Source organism: Desulfofarcimen acetoxidans DSM 771 (genome assembly GCF_000024205.1).
GTDB lineage: Bacteria > Bacillota > Desulfotomaculia > Desulfotomaculales > Desulfofarciminaceae > Desulfofarcimen > Desulfofarcimen acetoxidans.
In genome coordinates, this window is the sequence record NC_013216.1 from 2,129,859 (window position 1) to 2,152,144 (window position 22,286).

At 45.7% G+C, this 22,286-nt stretch carries 10 protein-coding genes and 3 riboswitches; all 10 genes read left to right on the plus strand.

The features are described from left to right. Positions 1 to 33 precede the first annotated feature (33 nt). Positions 34 to 246, plus strand: a riboswitch (cobalamin riboswitch). The 10 genes from DTOX_RS09760 (at position 204) to DTOX_RS09800 (ending at position 22,255) form a co-directional block, all read left to right on the plus strand. Continuing rightward, a complete protein-coding gene (locus tag DTOX_RS09760; protein WP_042315645.1) occupies positions 204 to 533 on the plus strand; it encodes a hypothetical protein in 330 nt (109 codons plus the stop codon). (Overlaps the previous riboswitch by 43 nt.) Next, a complete protein-coding gene (locus DTOX_RS09765) occupies positions 530 to 7,708 on the plus strand; it encodes a leucine-rich repeat protein (protein WP_015757521.1) in 7,179 nt (2,392 codons plus the stop codon). Before DTOX_RS09760 ends, DTOX_RS09765 begins: the two co-directional genes overlap by 4 nt. 138 nt (positions 7,709 to 7,846) lie before the next feature. Next, positions 7,847 to 9,367, plus strand: a complete 1,521-nt coding sequence (locus tag DTOX_RS22160; RefSeq protein ID WP_015757522.1) for an S-layer homology domain-containing protein — start codon at positions 7,847 to 7,849, stop codon at positions 9,365 to 9,367. A gap of 68 nt (positions 9,368 to 9,435) precedes the next feature. Then, a riboswitch (cobalamin riboswitch) is annotated at positions 9,436 to 9,626 on the plus strand. A gap of 506 nt (positions 9,627 to 10,132) precedes the next feature. Continuing rightward, positions 10,133 to 11,845 carry a carbon-nitrogen hydrolase family protein gene (locus tag DTOX_RS09775; RefSeq protein ID WP_015757523.1) on the plus strand — a complete coding sequence of 571 codons (1,713 nt, stop codon included), beginning with the start codon at positions 10,133 to 10,135 and terminating at the stop codon, positions 11,843 to 11,845. A 242-nt stretch (positions 11,846 to 12,087) separates the two neighbouring features. Next, positions 12,088 to 12,843 (plus strand): Zn-ribbon-containing protein, encoded by a 756-nt coding sequence (locus DTOX_RS09780; protein ID WP_015757524.1) that lies wholly within the window; start codon positions 12,088 to 12,090, stop codon positions 12,841 to 12,843. Positions 12,844 to 12,973: 130 nt separating this feature from the next. Then, on the plus strand, positions 12,974 to 13,105 hold the full coding sequence (locus tag DTOX_RS24800) for a hypothetical protein (protein WP_278184581.1): 132 nt from the start codon (positions 12,974 to 12,976) through the stop codon (positions 13,103 to 13,105). Then, complete coding sequence (locus DTOX_RS09785; protein WP_015757526.1) at positions 13,095 to 13,343, plus strand: hypothetical protein; 249 nt, start codon at positions 13,095 to 13,097, stop codon at positions 13,341 to 13,343. Before DTOX_RS24800 ends, DTOX_RS09785 begins: the two co-directional genes overlap by 11 nt. A 249-nt stretch (positions 13,344 to 13,592) precedes the next feature. Beyond that, a riboswitch (cobalamin riboswitch) is annotated at positions 13,593 to 13,809 on the plus strand. A 353-nt stretch (positions 13,810 to 14,162) separates the two neighbouring features. After that, entirely contained in the window at positions 14,163 to 15,317 is a 1,155-nt protein-coding gene (locus tag DTOX_RS09790; protein WP_015757527.1) for a DUF4430 domain-containing protein, read from the plus strand. A 137-nt stretch (positions 15,318 to 15,454) separates the two neighbouring features. Next, positions 15,455 to 20,653, plus strand: a complete 5,199-nt coding sequence (locus tag DTOX_RS09795) for a leucine-rich repeat protein (RefSeq protein WP_015757528.1) — start codon at positions 15,455 to 15,457, stop codon at positions 20,651 to 20,653. 240 nt (positions 20,654 to 20,893) lie between these two features. Then, on the plus strand, positions 20,894 to 22,255 hold the full coding sequence (locus DTOX_RS09800) for a citrate/2-methylcitrate synthase (protein ID WP_015757529.1): 1,362 nt from the start codon (positions 20,894 to 20,896) through the stop codon (positions 22,253 to 22,255). Positions 22,256 to 22,286: the final 31 nt, after the last annotated feature.

Genomic DNA, 22,286 nt, shown 5'->3' on the forward strand with positions numbered 1-22,286 from the left:
TAATGAAGAATTAATAGAGTAGTTAAATAGTTTACTGATAATTTCTGTTCAGGTGCTTTGTTATCAAAGCTTGAAAGGGAACCGGGTGAGAATCCCGGACGGTTCGGCCACTGTGAATGGTTAGCTGCTTCCATAACGCCACTGTCCTGCCCCGGCACTTAAAAATTGAGTGCCAAAGCGGATGGGAAGGCGGGAGCTGAGCAATGATCCATGAGTCAGGAGACCTGCCCGAGCAGAACAGCATACTTAAAACCTTCCGTGAAAAGGTGAAATGCTGGAGTGGGTTTACGATGCCCGTGTGCCATATTGTTAAGTGGTTGTGGCGGGCGGCATTAAATTGCTTAAAACCCCGGCTTCTGCGGAAGCCGGGGTTTTATTTGTTGGTTGATAGATATAACACCAAACATTTAAAGAGAGGGGGGATTAAACAGAAGATTCTAAAAAAGTGTTATCTTACAACTGACAGTAGGCAAGATATTTTTGCCATTCTCAAAGTACTGAGGCTGAAATTAAAGGAAAGGAGTTGTTTTTGAAAATATTGAAGAAATCGAAAATAATAAATATACTACTGGTTTTGCTTATGCTGTTTACGATAGTTAATCCCGCGCTGGCGGCAGGATTAACTATCAATCCCGATCAGCCTGCGTACAGCGGCGGGGAAAATGCCGCAGTTGCGGCGTCTGTCTATGACGACGGCACGAATGCAGCCGGCGGCACAGACGGGAGTTCCGCCGCTGAAAGCGAGGACAACCGTGAAATTGCGGAGGATAATGAGTCCGCCGGTGTCACCGAGCCCCAAAACAACTCTGACCAAACTGTGAGCAATTTGGTTTATCCCGCCAATGATACCGAAAAGCAGGCGGCAAGCCCGGCTATCGTGCTCAATGAGGTAAGTCCGGACTTGGGAACAGTTAAAGTCCGGGTAATGGATAATGTGCAAAGACTGGCGGGGGATATGCCAAATATTTCTCCCGCATACCGGGAGCCCTTTGGCGAAATACTGCCGTGGACTGAAGTGAAAATTACCGGAGGACTTACTATTCGGGGTGCCCTGGAAAAGGCTCTGGCCGCCAAAGGCATAACCGCTTACGGGGCCGAGAGTTACCTGAGCGGAATAGGTCCTGTTATCTCCGAGGATGGCAGCAGAACCGTTGACAAGCTTTCCGAGTTTAGCAGCGGCAATAAGAGCGGCTGGATGGTCACCCTGAACGATTGGTTTATCAATGCCGGGGCCAATACCTTTATGGTTAAAGACGGCGATATAATAGAATGGTGTTATACCTGCGATCTGGGAGCCGACTTGGGCGCCGATTTTAACAACAACGACACTGCCTTAAAAGCACTTTCGGCGGACAAAGGAATTTTTACCCCGGTATTTGCGCCGCAGGTCAAAGAATATACATTGACCCTGCCGGCTGAAACACAGATTAAGGTTGCCCCTACCGCTGCAAACCGTTATAATCAGGTAACCATTCAGTCAAACAATGCAACCTACCGCAGTACAGACGAGATTGCCGTGGTCGATAACCAGGTGATATCCGTTACCTGCGGCAAAAACATCTATAGAATAACCGTAGTCATTTCAAATAACGACCAGAGCAACGCCAATGCAGTCATTGATTTAATAGGGGCGCTTCCGGCTGTTGATGATATTGATCTGTCGGACAGAGAACAGATAGAAGCGATACGCACGGCCTATGAAAATTTGACAGATACGCAAAAAGCGCTGGTTGCCAATTATTCCGTACTGATAGAAGCAGAAAGCAAAATAGCCCAAATCGATGGAGATAACAAAACGGCGGCTGATCATGTTATTGCTTTAATCACCGCGCTGCCCGCCGTTAATGCCATTACTCTGGCGGACAAGGAACAGGTGGCAGCCGCCCGAACCGCTTATAACTCTTTAAGGGAAGAACAAAAAGCTTTGGTGGATAACCTGGACGCACTGACGGCGGCGGAAGCCAAAATTGCCTCCCTTGAGAATACCGGCGGCAGTGTGGTACAGAATTATCCCGATGATTTCTTGCTCAGTGCCCTTAACCTGGAAATGGAGAAAGGGGAAAGAAAAGAACTCGTCGTGCTGGATACCCCCAGAGTTGGTTTGGATGATCAGGCCTTTAACAGAGATGATTTAATTTTTTCTGTTAATAATCTGTCGGTGGCGGGAGCGGTTTATGATGATGTTGTCGCCGTGGAGAAAGAAAATTCAGATGGCAGCAAAAAAGGGACAAGATATTATGTCAAAGGCTTGAATGAAGGTGTAGCTCAAATAAAGGTCACCTATCCCGGGTATAGGGGGCAGGATACCGTTGTTGCCGTGAATGTGAAAAAACTGTCTGCCGCCGGGCCTGAACTGACAACAGACATAGCTTTAACCAAATACGACATTCTTTATTTTATCGGAGACAGTCTGGACTATACTTTTAATGTCAGCACAGATTCTGATGCCTCGGTTGCTGCCAGTGTATACGGGCAGGAGTATGCGGCACAGGCGGGCAAAATTACGGTGAGGTTAAAAGACGGCTATAATCCCATTGTCGTTACCGCCGGCAATGCCGGTGGCACAACAACAAAGGTCTTTAACATTCGGGCCAAAAAAATGGCAATACAAATGGAAAATTTAACTCGAACTGGGTCAGCGGATATGTATGAAGGGGATATCATTCAAATTTCATACTCGGGACTGGTAACTCCGGTTCCCAAGGTTTCCCGGATTTATAACCCGGCGGCCGTGGGTGTTTCCCACTCCTGTAAAATGCCGCGCTATTCCATTGTTTCCGGGAGCTTCTCCCAGTACGATCTTGCTACTTCCAACGGTATCCGGATGGAATTGACCGGAGCGGGTGAATTTATGTTAACCGACGGTCATATAGACGAAAACTGGTTTGGTGACGGTCTCTATAGCGAAGCTCCGGTGGGAACCGCTCCCCCGGTTACAGGCGCCGGCCAGACAGACCACAGGTTTTCCGTGCTTCCGGACATTCGTCTTACCGTGAAAGAAAATGCGGAATATAATCCTCAATTGTTTACGGTTAATTTAGAAAATACGGAGGGTATCTGGCCGGGTGATGAAGTTAAAATTAATATTCCCGATCTGGATATCCAAACACTGGCCGCAAACCATCCTAAGGCCGATGAGGAGTGGATGACTCAAGAAATAATTAATTCCTACACCGCCTTTAACACTAATATTCCCGGATTGAATACGGTAAAGTCAGAAAGTGTAAAAATTATTGAGGATTTAGAGAAGCTAAAAACAGTCAAGTTTATTGTTCCTAAAGATACCAGACCGGGTATTTATAATTTAACAGGCGGCTATGTCTGGGTTAAATACGGACCCGCCTGGTGGACAAAACAAAAAAATTATTTCATTACGGAAATCCCGGATATTTCTATTGAAGTAAAAGAAGGGGTTCCGGGTGCCGAACACGGGACTATAGTTATCAGCAATACGGCACTCAAAAACAAACTGGCAATGGCGGCAGGAAAGGGAAGCGGTTATACAGGAAATTTAACCAGAAATGATCTGGAAGCCATTACCGGAGCTGTGGATCTGTCCCATACAGATATTAGTGATCAGGATATGTCTTTGCTGCAGTATTTGAAAGGTGTTTCCTCTATCGACCTTTCCGGGAACACCGGCATCACCGCTGCCACAGTCAGGGAAAGCACTTTTGATTGGACTGTGCCCAAAAGCCTGAATTTCAGCGGTTGCGGCGGTGTTACGGCAATAACGACGGCGGCTTTTTATGAGTGTGCCAATTTAACGGCAATAACCCTGCCGGAAGGTATCGCAAGTATCGGGGACAGGGCTTTTTATTCCTGTAAAGCTCTTACTTCCATAACCTTGCCGGATACTGTGACTGCCTTGGGCAGCAATAGCTTTAGTCGTTGTACCGGTCTGACCGGTATCGTTTTATCAAAGAGTCTGCAAAGCATCGGGGAAGAAAGTTTTCAAGGCTGCACGGCCCTTGCCGGCATCGTTCTGCCGGATCCGGTGACAACCTTGAAGCAGCAAACTTTTTATGATTGCAGAGGACTTGCCAGCATTACATTGCCAAAGAATTTACAAAGCATCGGTGAGAAGTGCTTTATGAATTGTGGGGCTCTTGAGAATATCACCCTGCCGGATTCGGTGACAACCCTGGGTGATTTCAGCCTTGCCTTTTGCCGGGGCCTTACCGGCATCGAATTGCCGAAAGGCATACAAAAAATGGGTGTCGGATGTTTTGCCGGTACTTCCCTTGCTATACTGGATTTGCGGGGAACAACGTTTACGAATGTGGATAACAACTGGCAGTGCCCGGGCTACACTATTGTGCTTTTGGGGCAAGCCGCTCAGCTATCTCCCCTGGCAGGCGTCCTATTGCCCGGCGGGTCAACGCTGACTATTACACACGATATTCCGCAGGATAAAGCCGTGGTGTGGAGCAGCAGCAATACTTCGGTAGCCATTGTTGCAGGCGGTGTGGTGTCGGGTGTAAACCCCGGCAAGGCCTACATTGGAGCAAGAGCCGACGATAATACCTACAGCGGGTATTGTCAGGTGACAGTTGCGGATGCGGAAAACGTCAAATTAGATGAGCTGTCTCTATCAGGTATCACCCTAAAGGAGAACTTTGATCCCGCAAAATATACTTATACCGCTAAAATAACAGGGGAGATAACCAGTACTGCCGTAACTGTGAAGGCGGCAGTTGAGGGACTGGTCCTGACAGTCAATAATAAGCAGGTGGCGGACGGTACCCCCTCGGAGCCGGTTCCTTTGCAGGTAGGCAATAACAGTATTGAAATAAAGGTAACATCGGCAGACGGAATGATTGTCAAAACCTATACCATTACCATTACTATGGCGGCGATTTCCGTAGTGGATGACGGTATTGTTTTCGGCAATCCGCTGCTTCGGGAAAAAATGGCCGTGGCTGCCGGGAAAGAAAGCGGCTACACAGGCAAGCTGACACTGGCGGAACTGGCTGCCATTACGGGAACCGTTGACCTATCCAACGCCGGCATTACAAATGATGATATGGCTGTAATGAAGTACCTGACAGGGGTTTCCGTGATCAATCTGTCCGGCAACACGGCCATCACCTCATCCGCGTTTAAGAAGGACTACTTCGACTGGAAAACGCCGAAAAGCTTGGATTTCAGCGGCTGTACCGGTATTACCGGCATGAACAGCCAAGCCTTCCGGAATTGTGCAAATCTGACAGGGATAGCAATGCCGGAGACTTTGACAAGCATATCCAGTTATGCTTTTGAAAATTGCATTAAACTTACTGTCGTGAGTATCCCCCGGAGCGTTGGCAGTATCGGCAGCAATGCCTTTTATGGTTGCGTTTCGCTTACTGATATTAGTTTGCCGGACAGTTTAACCAAAATGGACGCTAACTGTTTATCTCAAACAGGGTTAAAAGAAATACCGGTGCTCCCTTCCGGGGTTACGGCCCTGCCGGGCCGCTGTTTCTACGGGTGCAGCAAACTGACCTATGCTAAAGTTTCGGGTTATGTGACACAAATAGGAGCTTCCTGTTTCGATGTGTGCCCTGCCCTGGCCATTTTGGATTTGCGGGCAACAAGCTTTTCCAGTGTGGATGCCAACTGGAAAGTTCCAAGCTCTACAATTTGTCTCCTTCCGGGCTCAGATGCCGGGCTGTTGCCTGAGACATCAACCATAAAGCTGGGTGAAGAAACTCTGACCATTTCTCACAGCATTCCTCCGGATAAAACTGTAATCTGGGGAAGCAGTGATACCGGTGTGGCTGTGGTTGCAAACGGTGTGGTCACAGGGGTTGAGCCCGGCGACGCGATCATCTGTGCGAAAACAGACGACAACAGCTACAGCGGGATTTGCCATGTAAGTATTGTCGATACGGATAATGCCAAGCTGCAGTCGCTGTCCTTATCCGGTATTGTTTTGAACGAAGCTTTTAACCCGTCGAGAAATTTTTATACCGCCGAAACAGGGTGTCATCTGAAAGAAACTGCCGTAACTGCCCTGGCCGCGGAAGCGGTTTCAGGCATAACGGTTAATGATTTGCCCGCGGCGGAGGGAATTCCCTCGGAACCTGTTGCTTTATCACTGGGAGATAATATCATTCGGGTGAAAGTGACAACGCCGGACGGGACGGTGACCAAAACCTATACCGTCAGTATCACGGTGAAAACCGTATATGAAGGGGATGGCTTTGTAGCTATTGACAACCGGGAATTAAAGAACAGATTGGCCCTGGCCGCGGGCAAGGAAAGCGGTTATTCGGGAAATCTGACATTTGCGGATTTGGCCGGAATTACGGGCAGCATTGATTTGTCCAATGCGGGTGTTACCGATGAGTATATGACTGTCATGAAATATCTGAAGGGCGTTTCCTTAATCAAGCTGTCCGGCAACAGTGCTATTACCGCTGCCACGGCACAAGCTAGCAGCTTTGATTGGACAGTTCCGAAAAGCTTGGATTTCAGCGGTTGTACAGGAATTAAGGAAATAGTTCAGAATGCTTTTAAAGACTGTTCCAATTTGACGGGCATCATCCTGCCGGAGACGGTGGCAAGCCTGGGCAACAACAGCTTTTACAACTGCTCGGGGTTGACCGCAATGGTTATTCCCGAAGGAGTTACAAGTATTGGGGGCGGTTGTTTCAGAGGCTGCGGCGGCTTGTCTTCAATTACACTGCCGGCCGGCATAAAAAGCCTGGGAAACGGAGCGTTTAATTCCTGCATCGGCTTAACATCAGCCGATCTTTCAGCTGTAGACGGAAATGTTCTCAGCAGCAGTTTGTTTCAAGCTTGTACCGGAATTACAGATCTGAGCAATATAAAATTACCTCCCGGTATTGAACATTTGCCGGATAGTTTCTTTTATGGCTGCACTGGGATAACCGTTATCAAGCTGCCGGAGAGCATCAATAGTCTGGGAAACAGTGCTTTTAGCGGTACCGGTGTTATAGAAGCGGATCTGTCGGCTATAAACACATTAGGTTCGTCTTTGCTGCAGAATTGCCCGAACCTTAAAACAGTAAAGCTGGCCCAGGGAATAACCGGCCTGCCCGATAATTTCCTGAACGGCTGCACCGCGTTAAGCTCAATTGATCTGCCGGACAGCCTGACCAGTATTGGTTACAATTGTTTTCAAAATACGAAATTAACCTATATTGCTGTTTCCGCTAATGTGACAAGCCTGGGGAACAACTGCTTCAACGGTGTGGGAACACTGGCCATTCTCAATTTGCGCGCTACAAACTTTACCTCAGTAAACAGCAATTGGAAAGTGCCTGCCGCTGCCTTTGTCCTCTTGCCGGGGGCGGATGCGCAGTTGTCTCCCGGATCCGGCAAAATCGAACCGGGTGCCGCTTTGACCATTAGTCATGGCATTCCGCCGGAAAAAACAATAGCCTGGTGCAGCAGCAATCCCGCCGTGGCCACTGTTGCCGGCGGTGTAGTAACAGCGGTAGCTAAAGGCAGCGCCGTTATTGCCGCCAAAGCCGGTGACGACAGCTACAGCGGTGTTTGTACCGTGACAGTGGGAGAAGCCGTCGCCGGTATTTGTGATTTGAACAGTGACGGAAGTGTAAATGTGCAGGACATGATTCTGGCCGGCCAGCATTTCGGCGAGAGCGGCACTCCTGGCTGGAGTGAGTTTGACATTAACCGGGACGGTATTGTGGATGTATTGGACATGATCCTGGTGGGCCAGCACTTTACAGTCTAAAAGAAATGGGAAATAATGAAAGCTTGTAATAATCCATGAGTTAGGAAACCTTCCAATTGATTCGTTGATTGCAGCGGAAGGGACAGGCATTCTCAGCCTGTCCCTTCCCATGACATGACTTAAGGAGGCACTGGCGGTATGAATAATCTAAACATGCCAATATATAAAACCCCGCTGCGGTTTTTGCTCATCTTGGTCTTGGCGGCGGGATTTATCTTTAACTTTTATAACCCGCAAGAAGTAAAAGCCGGGGAATCCACCGGCAGCGCCACCACAGTGAGTATCGATCCGGCGACAAAGAATGTCAGCGCCGGCGATACTTTTACCCTGAATGTGCTTATCTCACCTGCCACAGCGATAGCCGGCGCTCAGTTCAATCTGAGCTATAATCCGGCGGTGCTGCAGGTTGACACGGTAACCGGGGGCGGATTGCTCAACCAGAACGGCAACACCTCCTTTTTCATGCCAGGCGTCATTGATAACACCGCCGGGTTGCTCAAAAACGTTGCCGGAGCCATCACCACCCCCGGCGGTGAAGTGAGCGAGGCGGGAGCCCTGGCTGCCGTATCCTTTAAGGCCAAGGCTTCCGGTACATCCGACCTCGTTTTGAGCAATGTCAAAGCCGGTAATAAGGAAGGCCAGGCCGTGCCGGTACAAATAACCGGCGGCAGCGTTGCCATACAAGGAGGAACAACAGGCGAACCGGTCAGTGGAGGAAGCGGCGGCGGAGGAGGCGGAAGCACTATTGTGACTCCCGGTGTCCAGACAGGTGATGCGGCAGGTATTACAGACAGCTCTGTTATACTGAACGGCAGCATTACCTCCAATGGCGGATCGGCTATCAGCTCATACGGTTTTGCTTGGGGTACTGATCAAAACAATCCGGATAAACGAGTGACGGTGGGAACAGACAACCACAGCGGATCTTTCCAGACAAGTCTCAGCGGACTGTCAGGCGGGACCACTTACTATTTTAAGGCCTATGCGGTTAACTCCAAAGGGACGAAACAGGGTGAAATAAAGCGGTTTACCACTGCTGCTGAGTCCCAGCAACCTTCTGGAGATGATAAGTTACCGAATGTCATATCGGGCAATGCAAAGAGCTTTACTGATGTTGCCGGGAGCCACTGGGCATATGACGCTATCTCCCAGTTAAGTGAGAGTGCCCTAATCAATGGCTATCCTGACGGCACCTTCCGGCCCGACAGGGAGATGAGCAGAGCGGAATTTGTCACCGTCTTGGACAAGGCGCTGCAACTGCCGGATTATAAGCCGGTGGCTTCCTCCTTTGGAGATGTTTCGCTCTCCGATTGGTACGCCGGAGCGGTGGAAACCGTTGTGCATGCCGGTATTATCAGCGGTTATGGGAATGGCAGCTTCGGACCAAACGATCCGGTTACCAGAGAACAGGCATCAGTCATTCTGATTAAAGCTTTGGGCAAAGACAGTGAGGCTGCAGCCAGGATGGGTGATTCCACCAAGTTTACCGATGATGCGGCCATTTCCTCCTGGGCACGGGGCTTTGTGGTGACGGCGGTAGAGCAAAACCTGCTTAAGGGATATCCTGACGGCACCTTCCGCCCGCAGCAAAATATGACTCGGGCGGAGATTTGCACCGTAGTTAAAAATCTGCTTGCCAGCCTAAAAGAAACAGATTAGAAAAATTATTTAAATTTAAGAAATAATGATGGACAAAGTTTGTAAACAGTGTTATAATATAGCTAATTAAATAATGTAGTTAATCAGGTGCCCCGGCCATGCCGGGGGTGAAAAGGGAACCGGGTGTAAGTCCCGGACGGTCCGGCCACTGTAAGTGGGGAGCGGTTTTCCAAATGCCACTGGGTTTTTTGAATCTGGGAAGGCTGGAAATGCGCTGTGAGCCACAAGTCAGGAGACCTGCCTGGTTAATCTAAGTGCCGCCTTCCGTGAAAAGGCCAGGGCTTTGTTTTAGTTCATTAATTTGAATTTTTAAAATGTTTTCATTTTAAAAAACCCCGGCTTCTTTACGAAGAAGTTGGGGTTTTTTATTAGGAAGTAAACTTATCTACTATGATTAGTAGATGCCCCTGAACCGGGCCAAGGCTGTGGCAGCACAGTGCTGTAGCTCATGAGAGAGTGTAAGTTCCTGCTTTGCCAGGGCAGTTCTCAATGAAATGAGAAACCTCTCGGGCAGAAGCCTCTCAGGCTTTCCCGGAGGAGGTTCGTATAGCTCCCCATTTTCCGTCTACTTTTTTTGTTAATTAACCTTTTGCCACATAGGAGTTGGTAATTGCTCCTATGTGGGTTTCTTTTTTGAGATAATTGCAACTATTAAGAAAAGCTGATTGAAAATCTGACCATGAAGGTCTGTACCTTGTTGGAACAAGGCGGTCCTTCATGGTTTTTCTATAATTAAAACATATGTTAATGAAAGGACGGGTGTTTATGGGGGGAAAATTCCAAGAAGAAAATGCAGACCAGGAAGTTAAATTTGCCTTAATCCATCCTGCTTTGGAATGGAAGAATAAAGAAAACAATATCCAAAAACTAATGATTTTGAATGAGAAGGCCGCCAGTGAGGGTGCCAGGATAATTTTAAATACAGAAATGGCTGCAACAGGCTACTCCTTTGCCGGCAGTTCTGAGATTGCTCCATTGACAGAAGTTATACCAGGTCCTACTACTGAGCGCTTTGGCAGCATTGCCCGGAAATATCATTGTTATATTTGTATCGGGCTGCCGGAAGTGGATCCAGGAGTAGGTAGTTTATATAATTCAGCAGCCCTGATTGGACCTGATGGTGAAGTGATCGGTAAGTACCGAAAGGTTTTTCCGGCTTTTAAAGAAAACCTTTGGGCCAGAAAAGGGAATCTTCCCATACTGGTGGCAGAAACTGAGTATGGTAAGTTGGGAGTGATCATTTGTGCCGATGCCTATTCCTATAAGCCGCCTAGGATTGCAGCTTTAAAAGGCGCCAGATTGCTGCTCATATTGGCCAACTGGCCCCCTCACCACCATAACCCGCAGGATATCTGGCGTGCCCGGGCGGTTGAAAATGGGATATATATACTGGTCTGTAATCGGACAGGAAAAGATAAGACTATGAACTATATTTTTGCCGAATCTTTCATTATTGACAATAAGGGAAAGATAATAACAAGAATGCAATCGGCAGAGGATACCATTATTTATGGGACAGTGCCATTGGTAAAGGGAACCTTTATCTCGTCAGCAGATTTCATTCTTGGCCAGAGACAGCCCGAATTGTATGGAAAAATATCTTTAGATACTTTTTCCCAGCCGGTCCCGGAGGCGCTTCTCAGTCTGCCCGAGCCTAAATTATTTGGTGTGGCGACTGTGCAATTTCGCCCCGTCGCTGAAAAGGTGGAAGAGAACAGACAAAAGATGCTGGAATTGATTGACCGGGCAACAGCTGTTGCCGCCCAAAAGGGTATAGAGCTTAACCTTATTCTTTTCCCTGAATTAGCTGCCACAGGAGCTATTTCAGATGCTCGCAAGATACAAGAACTTGCCGAAGAGATTCCGGGTGCCGGTACAGCGGTGTTCACCGAGAAGGCCGGAGAGAACAATGTTTACATAGTGCTGGGGATAGTGGAAAAGCAAGGAGTGGACTATTTTAATACCGCTGTTTTAATCGGAGCCGAGGGGATGCTGGGGAAATACAGAAAGGTGCATCTTACCTCACAGGATAAAACATGGGCCTGTGCGGGAAAAGAAGGTTTCCCTACTTTTGATCTCCCTTTTGGCAGAGTGGCTATTTTAATCGGTTATGATCTGATTTTTCCTGAAAGTGTTGAATGCCTGGCCAAGTGGGGTACTGATCTGCTATGTGTTCCCTCTCTTTGGGGTGATGAGAAGAGCAAGTTCATCTGGGAAGCCAGAATAACAGAACAAATGCATCTTGCTATAGCTAACCAGTGGGGAGATTCCGGCGATTATCAGTCCTTGGGAGAGAGCCTTATCTATAGTTATAGTTCTTATCCGGAAAAGAGGATAAGACGGAAATCTCCTGCCGCAGGGGACATGATTAATATTTTAACGTTAAACTCAAAAAGTACCAGAGAAAAAAGGTTTTTGGAAAATATAGATTACGATATAATACTTGGAGTGACAAAAAGGGAAAAGATTAAGACGTAGCTTTTGAACGAAAAATTTTAGACAGGTACTTTAATGATATTTTTAAGTTTTTCGCAAAAACTGTGATGGCGAAAGCGGGAAAGGTTTTGCCAAAAGACTTTGCGATAAAAGATTTGGTCCCGGAAATTATGATCCAAGAGGGAGTGACTTTAATAAAATAAGGAAATGGGGGGATAGAAGATTTAAATAATAATATAAAAACTTATCTTCTATTTGTTGTATGGGAGTGTGAATACGATTTTATGTATACGGCTGAACTTATTTTTAAACTTGAACAAGGTAAGGATACTAAGAATGCTGAGGAAGCGATTGATGTGCTGCTAGGTGCTCTGCGAATGAATGGCCAGATTTTAGGCCGGGAGTTTCCGGTTGGACGGAAGGATGAAAATTATCGTGCCTATCTTCTTTTGCCTACAACTGATTCTTTAGATAAAAAATGTGCTAATAACTATGTTCGGGATGCCATTCACAAATTGGACGAGGTGGGACTCAACTATTCCTCGGTATTAACCGGAAAAGAGCCCTATGCTGCATCTGCCTGTCGCTGTGGTGCATCAAAGAGCTTTATTCTCTATACGCACTATATCTCTCTTGAATCTCCCCTTCGTTGTGGATGTTGTTTTGGGATTATTCCACTTTATCGACTCCATCCTACTTCTAACGGTGAATACGTTGATATCCTTACTTGGCAAAGTGATTACCAAGCATGTGATACTCTTCAGATGAACTCCGCTACAGGAGAGCGTTTTGCTCTCCATCAGATTAGCAGGTTCGATAGTAGTTTATCACAAAGAGGTATTGAAATTTGCAATAATATTACTTCATTAACAGGGATTCCTACTTACTACTACTTGTATCGGGCTATAAGGCGTGGAAAGAAATCCGAGCAAAAAAGAAAATGTCCATCATGTACTGATGATTGGTTTCTCAAAGAACCGCTTCACCAATTGTTTGATTTCCGCTGTGACCGTTGCAGGCTGTTATCAAATTTTGCATAAAATAGTTGTTGACAATTAAATAGCGGTATCCGGTATTTAAGTTTTAAGTTATACTTATGACGAGTGGGGAAATATACTTTCCAAGCAGGAACAGGTGTCAAATCCGTTGAAATATGCAGGGGGGTATTATATGACGAAAGCGGGTTGTATTGTCCTTAACGTATTTATTGCTGATGATGGCAATCCGGGAGACGTGCGCAATAAGGATTGCGGTAAAAAGCACAACCTATACATTCAGAGGGGGAGCGGAAATGATTCGTAAGCAGACATATATTAAATCTCACCAAGAGGTGCTTTTAAAAAATAAAGCCAAGGCATTAGGATTGACGGAAGCAGAATTGATTCGGTGTGCTATTGATGAGCATCTAAAAACCAAATTTGCAATTCATAAAGATACTTCGGCCTGGGAGACTGAAAAACAATTTATTATAAGCAGAATGAAAGAGGAAAATTATTCGTTACAACGAGGTTGGCGGCGGGAGGAACTCTATGGACTCTAGAGTGTTTGTAGATACTAACGTTTTGGTTCACAAATCCTTTTGACGGGGATTTTAAAGTAACTCAAATCAAACTGTAAAAAGAAAAATATGTGCAATATCCTACGTAAATGGGCTATTAATGAATGCAATAAGCATGAAAATAGTCTATATATACATAAAAAACGACATAATACGCGCAAAATTAGGCATTATTTACCAAAGATATTGCCTAATTTTGTTTTTAGTGGTATGTTAATTAAATAGTTGCAAAATAATATTTTCTGCTCAGGTGCTTTGATTCTATCAAGGCTTAAAAGGGAACCGGGTGAAAATCCCGGACGGTTCGGCCACTGTGAATGGTTAGCTGCTTCCAAAATGCCACTGTGCTGCTCCGGCGCTTAAAAATTGAGTGCCTAATCAGGATGGGAAGGCGGGAGATGAGCAATGATCCATAAGTCAGGAGACCTGCCCGAGCGGAACAGCATATATTAAACCTTCCGTGAAAAGGTGAAGTGCTGGAGTGGGTTTACTCTCTGTATGCCAGGTATTTGCGGGCTGTATCAGGCGGCATTAAATTGTTTAAAACCCCGGCTTCTGCGGAAGTCGGGGTTTTTTGTGCTCTAGGAAATCATAATTTCCGACGAGTACAGGTGCCTATGGTTGCCAAGAAAGTTGCTTAAATCGGCTTTCTTGGTGGATGGCAGGTTACGCCAAATATTTAAAGAAAGGGGGGATTAAGCAGAGCAGTCTTGAAAAAAGGTGTTATCTGACAGCTAACAGTTTGCAGAGGTATTTACCGTTATAAGGTATGGTGGTGAAAATTAAAGAAAGGAGCAGCCCATGAAAAAACTAAGAGGATTAAAAATAATAAACATAATATTAGTCCTGCTCATGATGCTCAGCATAGTTAATCCCGCTCTGGCGACAGGATTAACTGTCAATCCCGATCAGCCGGCGTATAGTGGAGGAGAAAAAGCCGCAGTTGCAGCATCTGTTTATGACGACGCTACGAATGCAGGTGGCGGCACAGACGGGAATTCCGACGCTAAAAGCGAGGAAAACCATGAAATTGCGGAGGATAATGACTCCGCCGGTGTCACCGAGCCCCAAAACAGCTCTGACCAAACTGTGAGCAGCTTGGTTTATCCTGCCAATGACACCGAAAAGCAGGCTGCAAGCCTGGCTGTTGAACTCAATGATGTTAATCCGGACCTGGGAACAGTTAAAGTTCGGGTAGTGGATAACGTACAAAGACTGGCAGGAGATTTGGCAAACATTTCTTCCGATTACCGGGAACCCTTTGGTGAAATATTGCCGTTGACAGAAGTCGAGATTACCGAGGGGCTTACTATGCGAGGGGCCTTGGAAAAGGCTCTGGCTACAAAAAGTATAACGGTTTATGGCGCGGTAGATTATGTAAGTGGGATTGGTCCTGTTACATCTGCCGACGGAAGCAGAAAAGTTGCCAAGCTTTCCGAGTTTGACAGTGGCAGCCAGAGTGGCTGGATGGTCACACTAAATGATTGGTTTATCAATGCGGGGGCCAATACCTTTACAGTTAAGGACGGCGATGTGGTAGAATTCTGCTACACATGCAATCTGGGGGCTGACCTTGGCTCCGGCTTTAACAACCCGGATACATCCTTAAAAGCCCTTTCCGTTAATAAAGGAGTCCTTAACCCGGTATTTGCGCCCGGAACCAAAGAATATATATTAACTCTGCCTGCAGCAACACAAATAATGGTTACTCCTACCGCTGCAAACAAAAACAATAAGGTAACAATTCAGTCGGGAGACGTAACCTATCGCAGTACAGATGAAATTGCCGTTGCAGATGAACAAGTAATCACTGTTAAATGCGGTCAGAACACCTATAAAATAACCGTAGCTGTCTCAAATAATGACCAGAGCAGTGCCGACGCGGTCAATGATTTAATTGAGGCACGTTTACCCAGTATGATATTGCCACAAGCAACGGCATTCAAATCGAATTAACCGGTGCCGGAGATTGTACGCTATCCGACGGTCATATTGATGAAAATTGGTTTGGCAACGGTTTATACAGTGAAACGCCGGTCGGTGACGCACCCCCGGTCACAGGTGCCGGCCAGACAGATCACAGGTTCTCTTCATTGCCGGATATTCGTTTTACGGTTAAAGAAAATGCGGAATATCAACCCCAATTGTTGGCGGTAAATGTTGAAAACACGGAGGAAATCTGGCCCGGAGATGAAGTGAATATTACCGTTCCAGATCTTGATATTGCGACACTGGTTGTAAACCATACTACCATTGACCAGTCGAATATAGTCGATTTGCTAGACTCTTACACAAGTTTTGTTACCGACATTCCCGGACTGGATACTGTTAAATCGGAAAATGTTAAAGCCATTGGAGACTTAGAAAAGCTAAAAACAATCAGGTTTGTTGTGCCGGAGAATACAATACCTGGTACTTATACGATAAAAGGCGGCTATGTCTGGGTCAAATACGGACCTACCTGGTGGATGAAGCAAAAAAACTATTTTACAACAAAGATATCTGACATTACCATTGAAGTAAAAGAACCGGATACTGATGGTCAACATGGTTCCGTAGTTATTAACAATGCAGTACTCAAAAATAGGCTGGCCCTTACTGCAGGTAAGGAAGACGGCTACGAAAAAGACTTGACCGTTAGGGATCTGGAAGCCATTACCGGTGCAGTGAATTTATCCGACGCAGGCATCACCGATGGGGACATGGCTGTTATGCAGTATTTAAAGGGTGTTTCCTCTGTCAACCTGTCCGGTAACACAGATATTACGACGGCAACGGTGAAAAAAGTGACTTTTGATTGGACTACGGCCAAAAGCCTGGACTTCAGCGGCTGCACCGGTGTTACGGAAATAGCGGCGCAGGCTTTTGAAGAATGCAACAATTTAACGGCTATCATCCTGCCCGAGGGTACTGCAAGTATCGGAGATAAATGTTTTCGTTCATGTAAAGAATTAATATACGTTAGCCTTCCTGATACGGTGACAAGCATAGGGGCACAAAGCTTTATCGGTTGCACCAAACTGGCCAGCATTAGATTATCGAAAAACTTGCAAAGTATTGGAGATGAAAGTTTTGAAGGCTGTTATGCCCTTAAGGACATTGCTTTGCCGGATAGTATGACCGCTTTAGGCAAAGGAATTTTTTATGGCGTTATTTATCTTGAAAGTATCAAATTGCCGGAAAATTTGCAAAGTATCGGCCAGGATTGTTTCCGAGGCTGTAATTCCCTTTCTGACATTATCCTGCCGGATACTCTGACAACTTTGGGTGCAAACAGCCTAAGCTTTTGTTATAAGTTAAGATATCTTAAATTGCCGAACAGTTTGCAAAGTATTGGTGATGGATGTTTTAGTGGTGACTCTCTTGCTATACTTGATTTTCGTCAAACAAATTTTACAAATGTGGATACTAAATGGGGAATTCCGACTTCCGCCATTGTGCTTTTGGGAACAGATGCGCAATTTTCTCCTCTAACCGGGTCTGTTAAGCTTGGTGAGGAAACTTTAGCCATTAACCATATCATACCTCCGGATAAAACGGTGATCTGGGGCAGCAGCGACAATACTGTAGCCACAGTTGAAAACGGTGTGGTGACAGGGGTGCAAGCCGGTACCGCATTTATTTATGCGACAACCGCTGATAATACCTACAGCGGCTGCTGCCAGGTGACGGTTACGGATAGCGGCGGAGTGGTATTGCAGGAATTATCCTTATCCGGAATCACATTAAATGAAACTTTTGACCCCACAAAATATATTTATACCGCCGAAATAGCGGGGGACGTCAGAAGCACCACCGTTATTGCCAGGGCAGCAGATACTGGTTCAATCCTGACAATAAACAATGAGGTTGTGGAGGACGGCACTCCTTCAGGAGCTATTGCTTTAAAAGCGGGTGTCAACACAATTCAGATTAAAGTAGCATCGGCAGACGGAACCGTAATCAAAAATTATACCGTCAACATCACCATGAAAGCGGTTTCTATAGGGGATGGCTATGTAGCCGTCGGTAACTCGGTGCTCCAGGAAAAACTGGCAGTTGCCGCTGGGAAAGAAAGCGGCTACACAGGTAAACTGACATTTGTTGAGCTTGCCGCTGTTACGGGAAGCATAGACCTGTCCAACGCAGGCATTACCAACGATGACATGGCTGTGATGAAATATCTGCAAGGTGTTTCCGCTATCAATCTATCCGGCAACACTGCCATTACCTCTGCCACGGTTAAAAAAGACACCTTTGACTGGAGAACCCCAAAAAGTCTGGACTTCAGCGGCTGCACAGGTATTACCTCCATCGGCACAAATTTCCGGGAATGCTCCAACCTTACAGGGATAATGTTGCCGAATACGGTGAAAAAGGTAGATAATTATGCATTTTATATGTGCACGGGACTTGTTGACATAGGCTTACCTGAGGGAATTACAAGTATCGGGGACTCTGCCTTTGTTGGTTGCAGTGCCCTTATCCAAATTGATTTGCCGGACAGCGTCACCGGTCTGGGAGGCAATTGCTTCGCTCTCGCAGGGTTTCAAGAAATACCTGTGCTTCCCTCCGGGATCACAGCACTTCCTAATGGTTGTTTCGCAGAATGTGCGAAATTGACCTGTGCTGCCATTCCGGATCATGTGATTTCAATTGGCAGCAACTGTTTCAATAAATGTACGGCATTAAATTATGTTGTTTTCCAAAATAATGGGATTGCAATAGCCAGTAATTGTTTTAATAATTGTACGTCTCTTGCTATTCTGGACTTGCGCAAAACAAATTTTACCAGTGTGAATGCCGCTTGGAAAGTGCCAGGCACAACTGCGGTACTTTTTCCGGGATTAGATGCCGGATTGCCTGAGTCGGCAAATATAAAGCTGGGAGAAGAGACAGTGACTATCGCCCACAGCATACCGCAGGATAAAAATGTAGTGTGGGTCAGCAGTGATACGGGAATCGCCACAGTTTCAAACGGGGTGGTGGCAGGTACTAAGTCCGGTACCGCCATTATCTGCGCGAAAACAGATGACAACAGTTACAGCGGTATTTGCAGGGTAACGGTTGCTGATACGGATAATGCCAGATTACAGGAATTAGTCCTATCAGGCATTACCTTGAAGGAAGCTTTTGACCCGTCAGTTATTTTTTATACTGCCGAAACAGGGTGTCATCTTACCGGTACCACTGTCAATGTCAGGGCGGCAGACGCGGGCTCGGCTATAAAAATCAACAACCAGATGTTAACGGACGGTGTATCTTCAGCTTTTATTCCATTAGCGCTGGGTGCCAATACAATTCTGGTGAAAGTGACCACACCGGATGGGACGGTTACAAAAACCTATACTATTACTGTCACCATGAAAGTTGTTTTTGAAGGGGATGGTTTTGTCGCCATTAACAATTCCGCTTTCAAAAGTAAGCTGGCTATCGCGGCGGGTAAAGAAAGTGGCTACAGCGGTAATTTGACACTGACAGAGCTGGCTGCCATTACGGGTACTATTGACTTGTCCAATGCAAGCATTAACAATGAGGATATGGCTGTGATGAAATACTTAAAAAGTGTTTCTGCCATTAATCTGAGTGGAAATACCGTTATTACTTCCGCTGTTGTTAATGGAAGCATCTTTGATTGGACAGTGCCCAAAAGTTTGAATTTCAGCAATTGTACAGGTATTAACGGAATAACTGCAAATGCCTTTAAGGACTGCTCCAAGTTGACGGGGATAGTTTTGCCGGATACGGTGGCGAGCCTGGGGGACAACAGTTTTTACGGTTGCAAAGCTCTTACCGGAATAAATATACCGGAGGGAGTTAACGTTATTGGCCGGGCATGTTTTAGTGCTTGTACCGGTCTTACGTCTATTACATTACCCAGTAGTGTCAATAGTCTTGGCAACAGTGTTTTTTTAGGGTGTACTGGTTTAACAGAGGCCGACTTCAGTGGGATAGCTACAACCACTCTTAGTCCAAATATCTTCCAAGGCTGTACCGGTATTACGGATCTAACAAAAATAAAGCTTCCCCAGGGGATAACCGGTTTGCCTGATTATTTCTTTAGCGGTTGTACCGGAATAAAGAAAATTGAGCTGCCAGACAGCATTAACAGCCTTGGTAACGGCGTTTTTCAGGAATGCACTAGTATTACAGAAATAGATCTTACGGGAATGAGTGTTTTGGGATTATCTTTGCTGCAAAATTGCATAAACCTTAAAACAGTAAAATTGCCTCAGGGAATGACCAGTTTGCCCGCCAGTTTCTTTAAAGACTGCACTGGTTTAAATTCCATTGAACTTCCGGATAGTATAACCAGCATGGACAACAGTTGTTTTTATGGTTGTACCGGATTAAGCTCCGTTGTGCTTCCAGACAGTATAATTAGCATGGACAGCAGTTGTTTTTATGGTTGTACCAGATTAAGCTCTGTTGTGCTCCCAGACAGTATAACCAGCATAGGCAACAGTTGTTTTTACGGCTGCATAGGATTAAGCTCTATTGAGCTTCCGGAAAGCATAACTAGTCTTGGTAAAAATTGTTTTCAGAATGCCGGATTAACCTATCTTGACGTTCCAAGCAGTGTGACAAGCATAGGCAGCAGCTGTTTCAATATTGTCACGCTTACCGTTCTGAATTTGCGTACCACAGGTTTCACAAGTGTAGATGCCGGTTGGAAAGTACCCGCCGCGGCAACAGTTCTCTTGCCGGGAGCAGATGCAGGTTTGTCTTCCGGGTCGGGGATAATTAAACCCGGTGATACTTTAACCCTTACTCATGGCATCCCGAGCGGGAAAACAGTAGTTTGGGTTAGCAGCAATCCTGCCGTTGCCACCGTGGCAGAGGGTGTGGTGACGGGTATGGCCAAAGGTACCGCCGTTATCGCCGTAAAAGCCGGTGACGATAGTTACAGCGGTGTTTGCCGGATTACGGTCGCCGATTCTGCTGCGGATCCCGTTGCTGCGGTAATAGAAATGATTGAGGCATTGCCTGCTTCCGACAACATCACCCTGGCTGACAAAGTCAGTGTGGAAGCAGCCCGCACAGCCTATAACGCTCTTACAGAAGCGCAGCAAGGAATGGTTGTCAACCTGGCCAAGCTGACCGAGTCGGAAACAAGAATTGCTCAGCTTATGGAAGATGAAACCGACTGTGATCTGAACAGTGACGGCAGCGTGGATGTGCTGGACATGATTCTGGTGGGCCAGCATATTGGCGAGAGCGGTACCCCCGGTTGGTGCAGCTTTGATATTAACCAGGACGGCCAGGTGAATTTATTGGACATGGTCCTGGCCGGCCAGAATTTTACGATATAAAGTGTTCGCTGTGCAACCCCCGCATATTCTGCGGGGTTGTTGTTCTTTAGTGAAATTTACCAAAACTATTGTCAAATTCTGATTATTGTGATATTTTAGACAAAATAACTGTGTGTTTTTTGTTCAGGCCGCTTTGTATTAGCAGGGCTTAGCTGTTGCATCTTAGCCTCTTCGGGTTCTCTTTTAACTGATTATATGATATAATATGAATTAGGAATAATTATGAGTGGGGTATAATTTATGCAAAAATATGAAACTTTTGAAAGAAATGCGTTGGATGAGTTTATTAAGCTGGCTCAAAAGACAAATAAGATTAATTCCGAGTTGTATGATAGATATCATGTAAAGAGAGGGCTTCGGGATCTGGACGGTAGAGGTGTGCTTGTTGGCTTGACTGAAATCGGTGAAGTACATGCCTATATCGTTGACGAAGACGATATGATACCGGTTCCGGGAAGATTATTGTACAGAGGTATTGATATAAATGATATTGTGGAAGGTTTTCTCAGAGAAGATCGCTATGGCTTCGAAGAAACTGCCTATTTATTGCTTTTTGGTAATTTGCCCGGCAAAAAAGAACTCAATAATTTTGAACAATTAATGTGTTCATTTCGTAAGCTGCCTGAAAACTTTGTTCGGGATATGATTCTGAAAGCTCCCAGCAGAGATATCATGAATGCTTTGGCCAGAGGTGTTTTGGCTTTGTACAGTTTTGATGAAGAGGCGGACAATACCTCAATTGAAAATGTATTTAAACAGTGTATTAAGCTCATTTCATGTTTGCCCACACTGGCGGTATATGCCTATCAGGCTTTATCCCACTATCATTCGGATAAGAGCCTTTATATACACCCGCCAAGACTGGATTTAAGCACTGCTGAGAATATCTTGCATATGATTAGACCGGACAGTAAATTTACAAAACTTGAGGCCAAGCTTCTTGATCTCGCACTGGTGCTTCATGCCGAGCATGGTGGTGGAAACAATTCTACTTTCGCAACTCATCTCGTAACATCCTCGGGGACAGACACATATTCTACCATAGCTGCGGCACTGGGATCACTGAAGGGGCCAAGGCATGGGGGAGCAAATATTAAAGTTGTTCAAATGTTTGAAGATATGAAACGAAATGTGAATGATTGGTATGATGAAGACGAAATTGAAAACTACCTGATAAAAGTTTTAAATAAGCAAGCCTTTGATAAATCAGGACTGATTTATGGTATAGGACATGCTGTTTACTCGATATCAGATCCCAGGGCTGTCATATTAAAGGAACATGTTGCTCAATTGGCGGAGGAAACCGGACTGGAAGATGAATATAGTCTTTATATGAAAGTTGAGAAGCTCGCACCAAAAGTAATTGGTGAATCACGAAAAATATATAAAGGTGTCAGTACAAATATTGATTTTTATTCAGGTTTTGTATATAGGATGCTTAATATACCACCTGAAATGTATACTCCAATCTTTGCTATTTCCAGAATAACCGGATGGAGTGCGCACCGCATAGAGGAGATTGTTAATGCCGGTAAAATTATAAGACCTGCATATAAATGCGTGGCAAGAAGACGGGAGTATATTGATTTATTAATGCGCTAATATCTTTTCAGGAATTGTAAAATTCATATGA

Excerpts from the sequence above, each read along its gene's own strand:
- DTOX_RS09760 (WP_042315645.1), top strand. The coding sequence starts at position 204 with ATGATCCATGAGTCAGGAGACCTGCCCGAGCAGAACAGCATACTTAAA.
- DTOX_RS22160 (WP_015757522.1), top strand. The coding sequence starts at position 7,847 with ATGAATAATCTAAACATGCCAATATATAAAACCCCGCTGCGGTTTTTG.
- DTOX_RS09775 (WP_015757523.1), top strand. The coding sequence starts at position 10,133 with ATGGGGGGAAAATTCCAAGAAGAAAATGCAGACCAGGAAGTTAAATTT.
- DTOX_RS09780 (WP_015757524.1), top strand. The coding sequence starts at position 12,088 with ATGTATACGGCTGAACTTATTTTTAAACTTGAACAAGGTAAGGATACT.
- DTOX_RS24800 (WP_278184581.1), top strand. The coding sequence starts at position 12,974 with ATGACGAAAGCGGGTTGTATTGTCCTTAACGTATTTATTGCTGATGAT.
- DTOX_RS09785 (WP_015757526.1), top strand. The coding sequence starts at position 13,095 with ATGATTCGTAAGCAGACATATATTAAATCTCACCAAGAGGTGCTTTTA.
- DTOX_RS09790 (WP_015757527.1), top strand. The coding sequence starts at position 14,163 with ATGAAAAAACTAAGAGGATTAAAAATAATAAACATAATATTAGTCCTG.
- DTOX_RS09800 (WP_015757529.1), top strand. The coding sequence starts at position 20,894 with ATGCAAAAATATGAAACTTTTGAAAGAAATGCGTTGGATGAGTTTATT.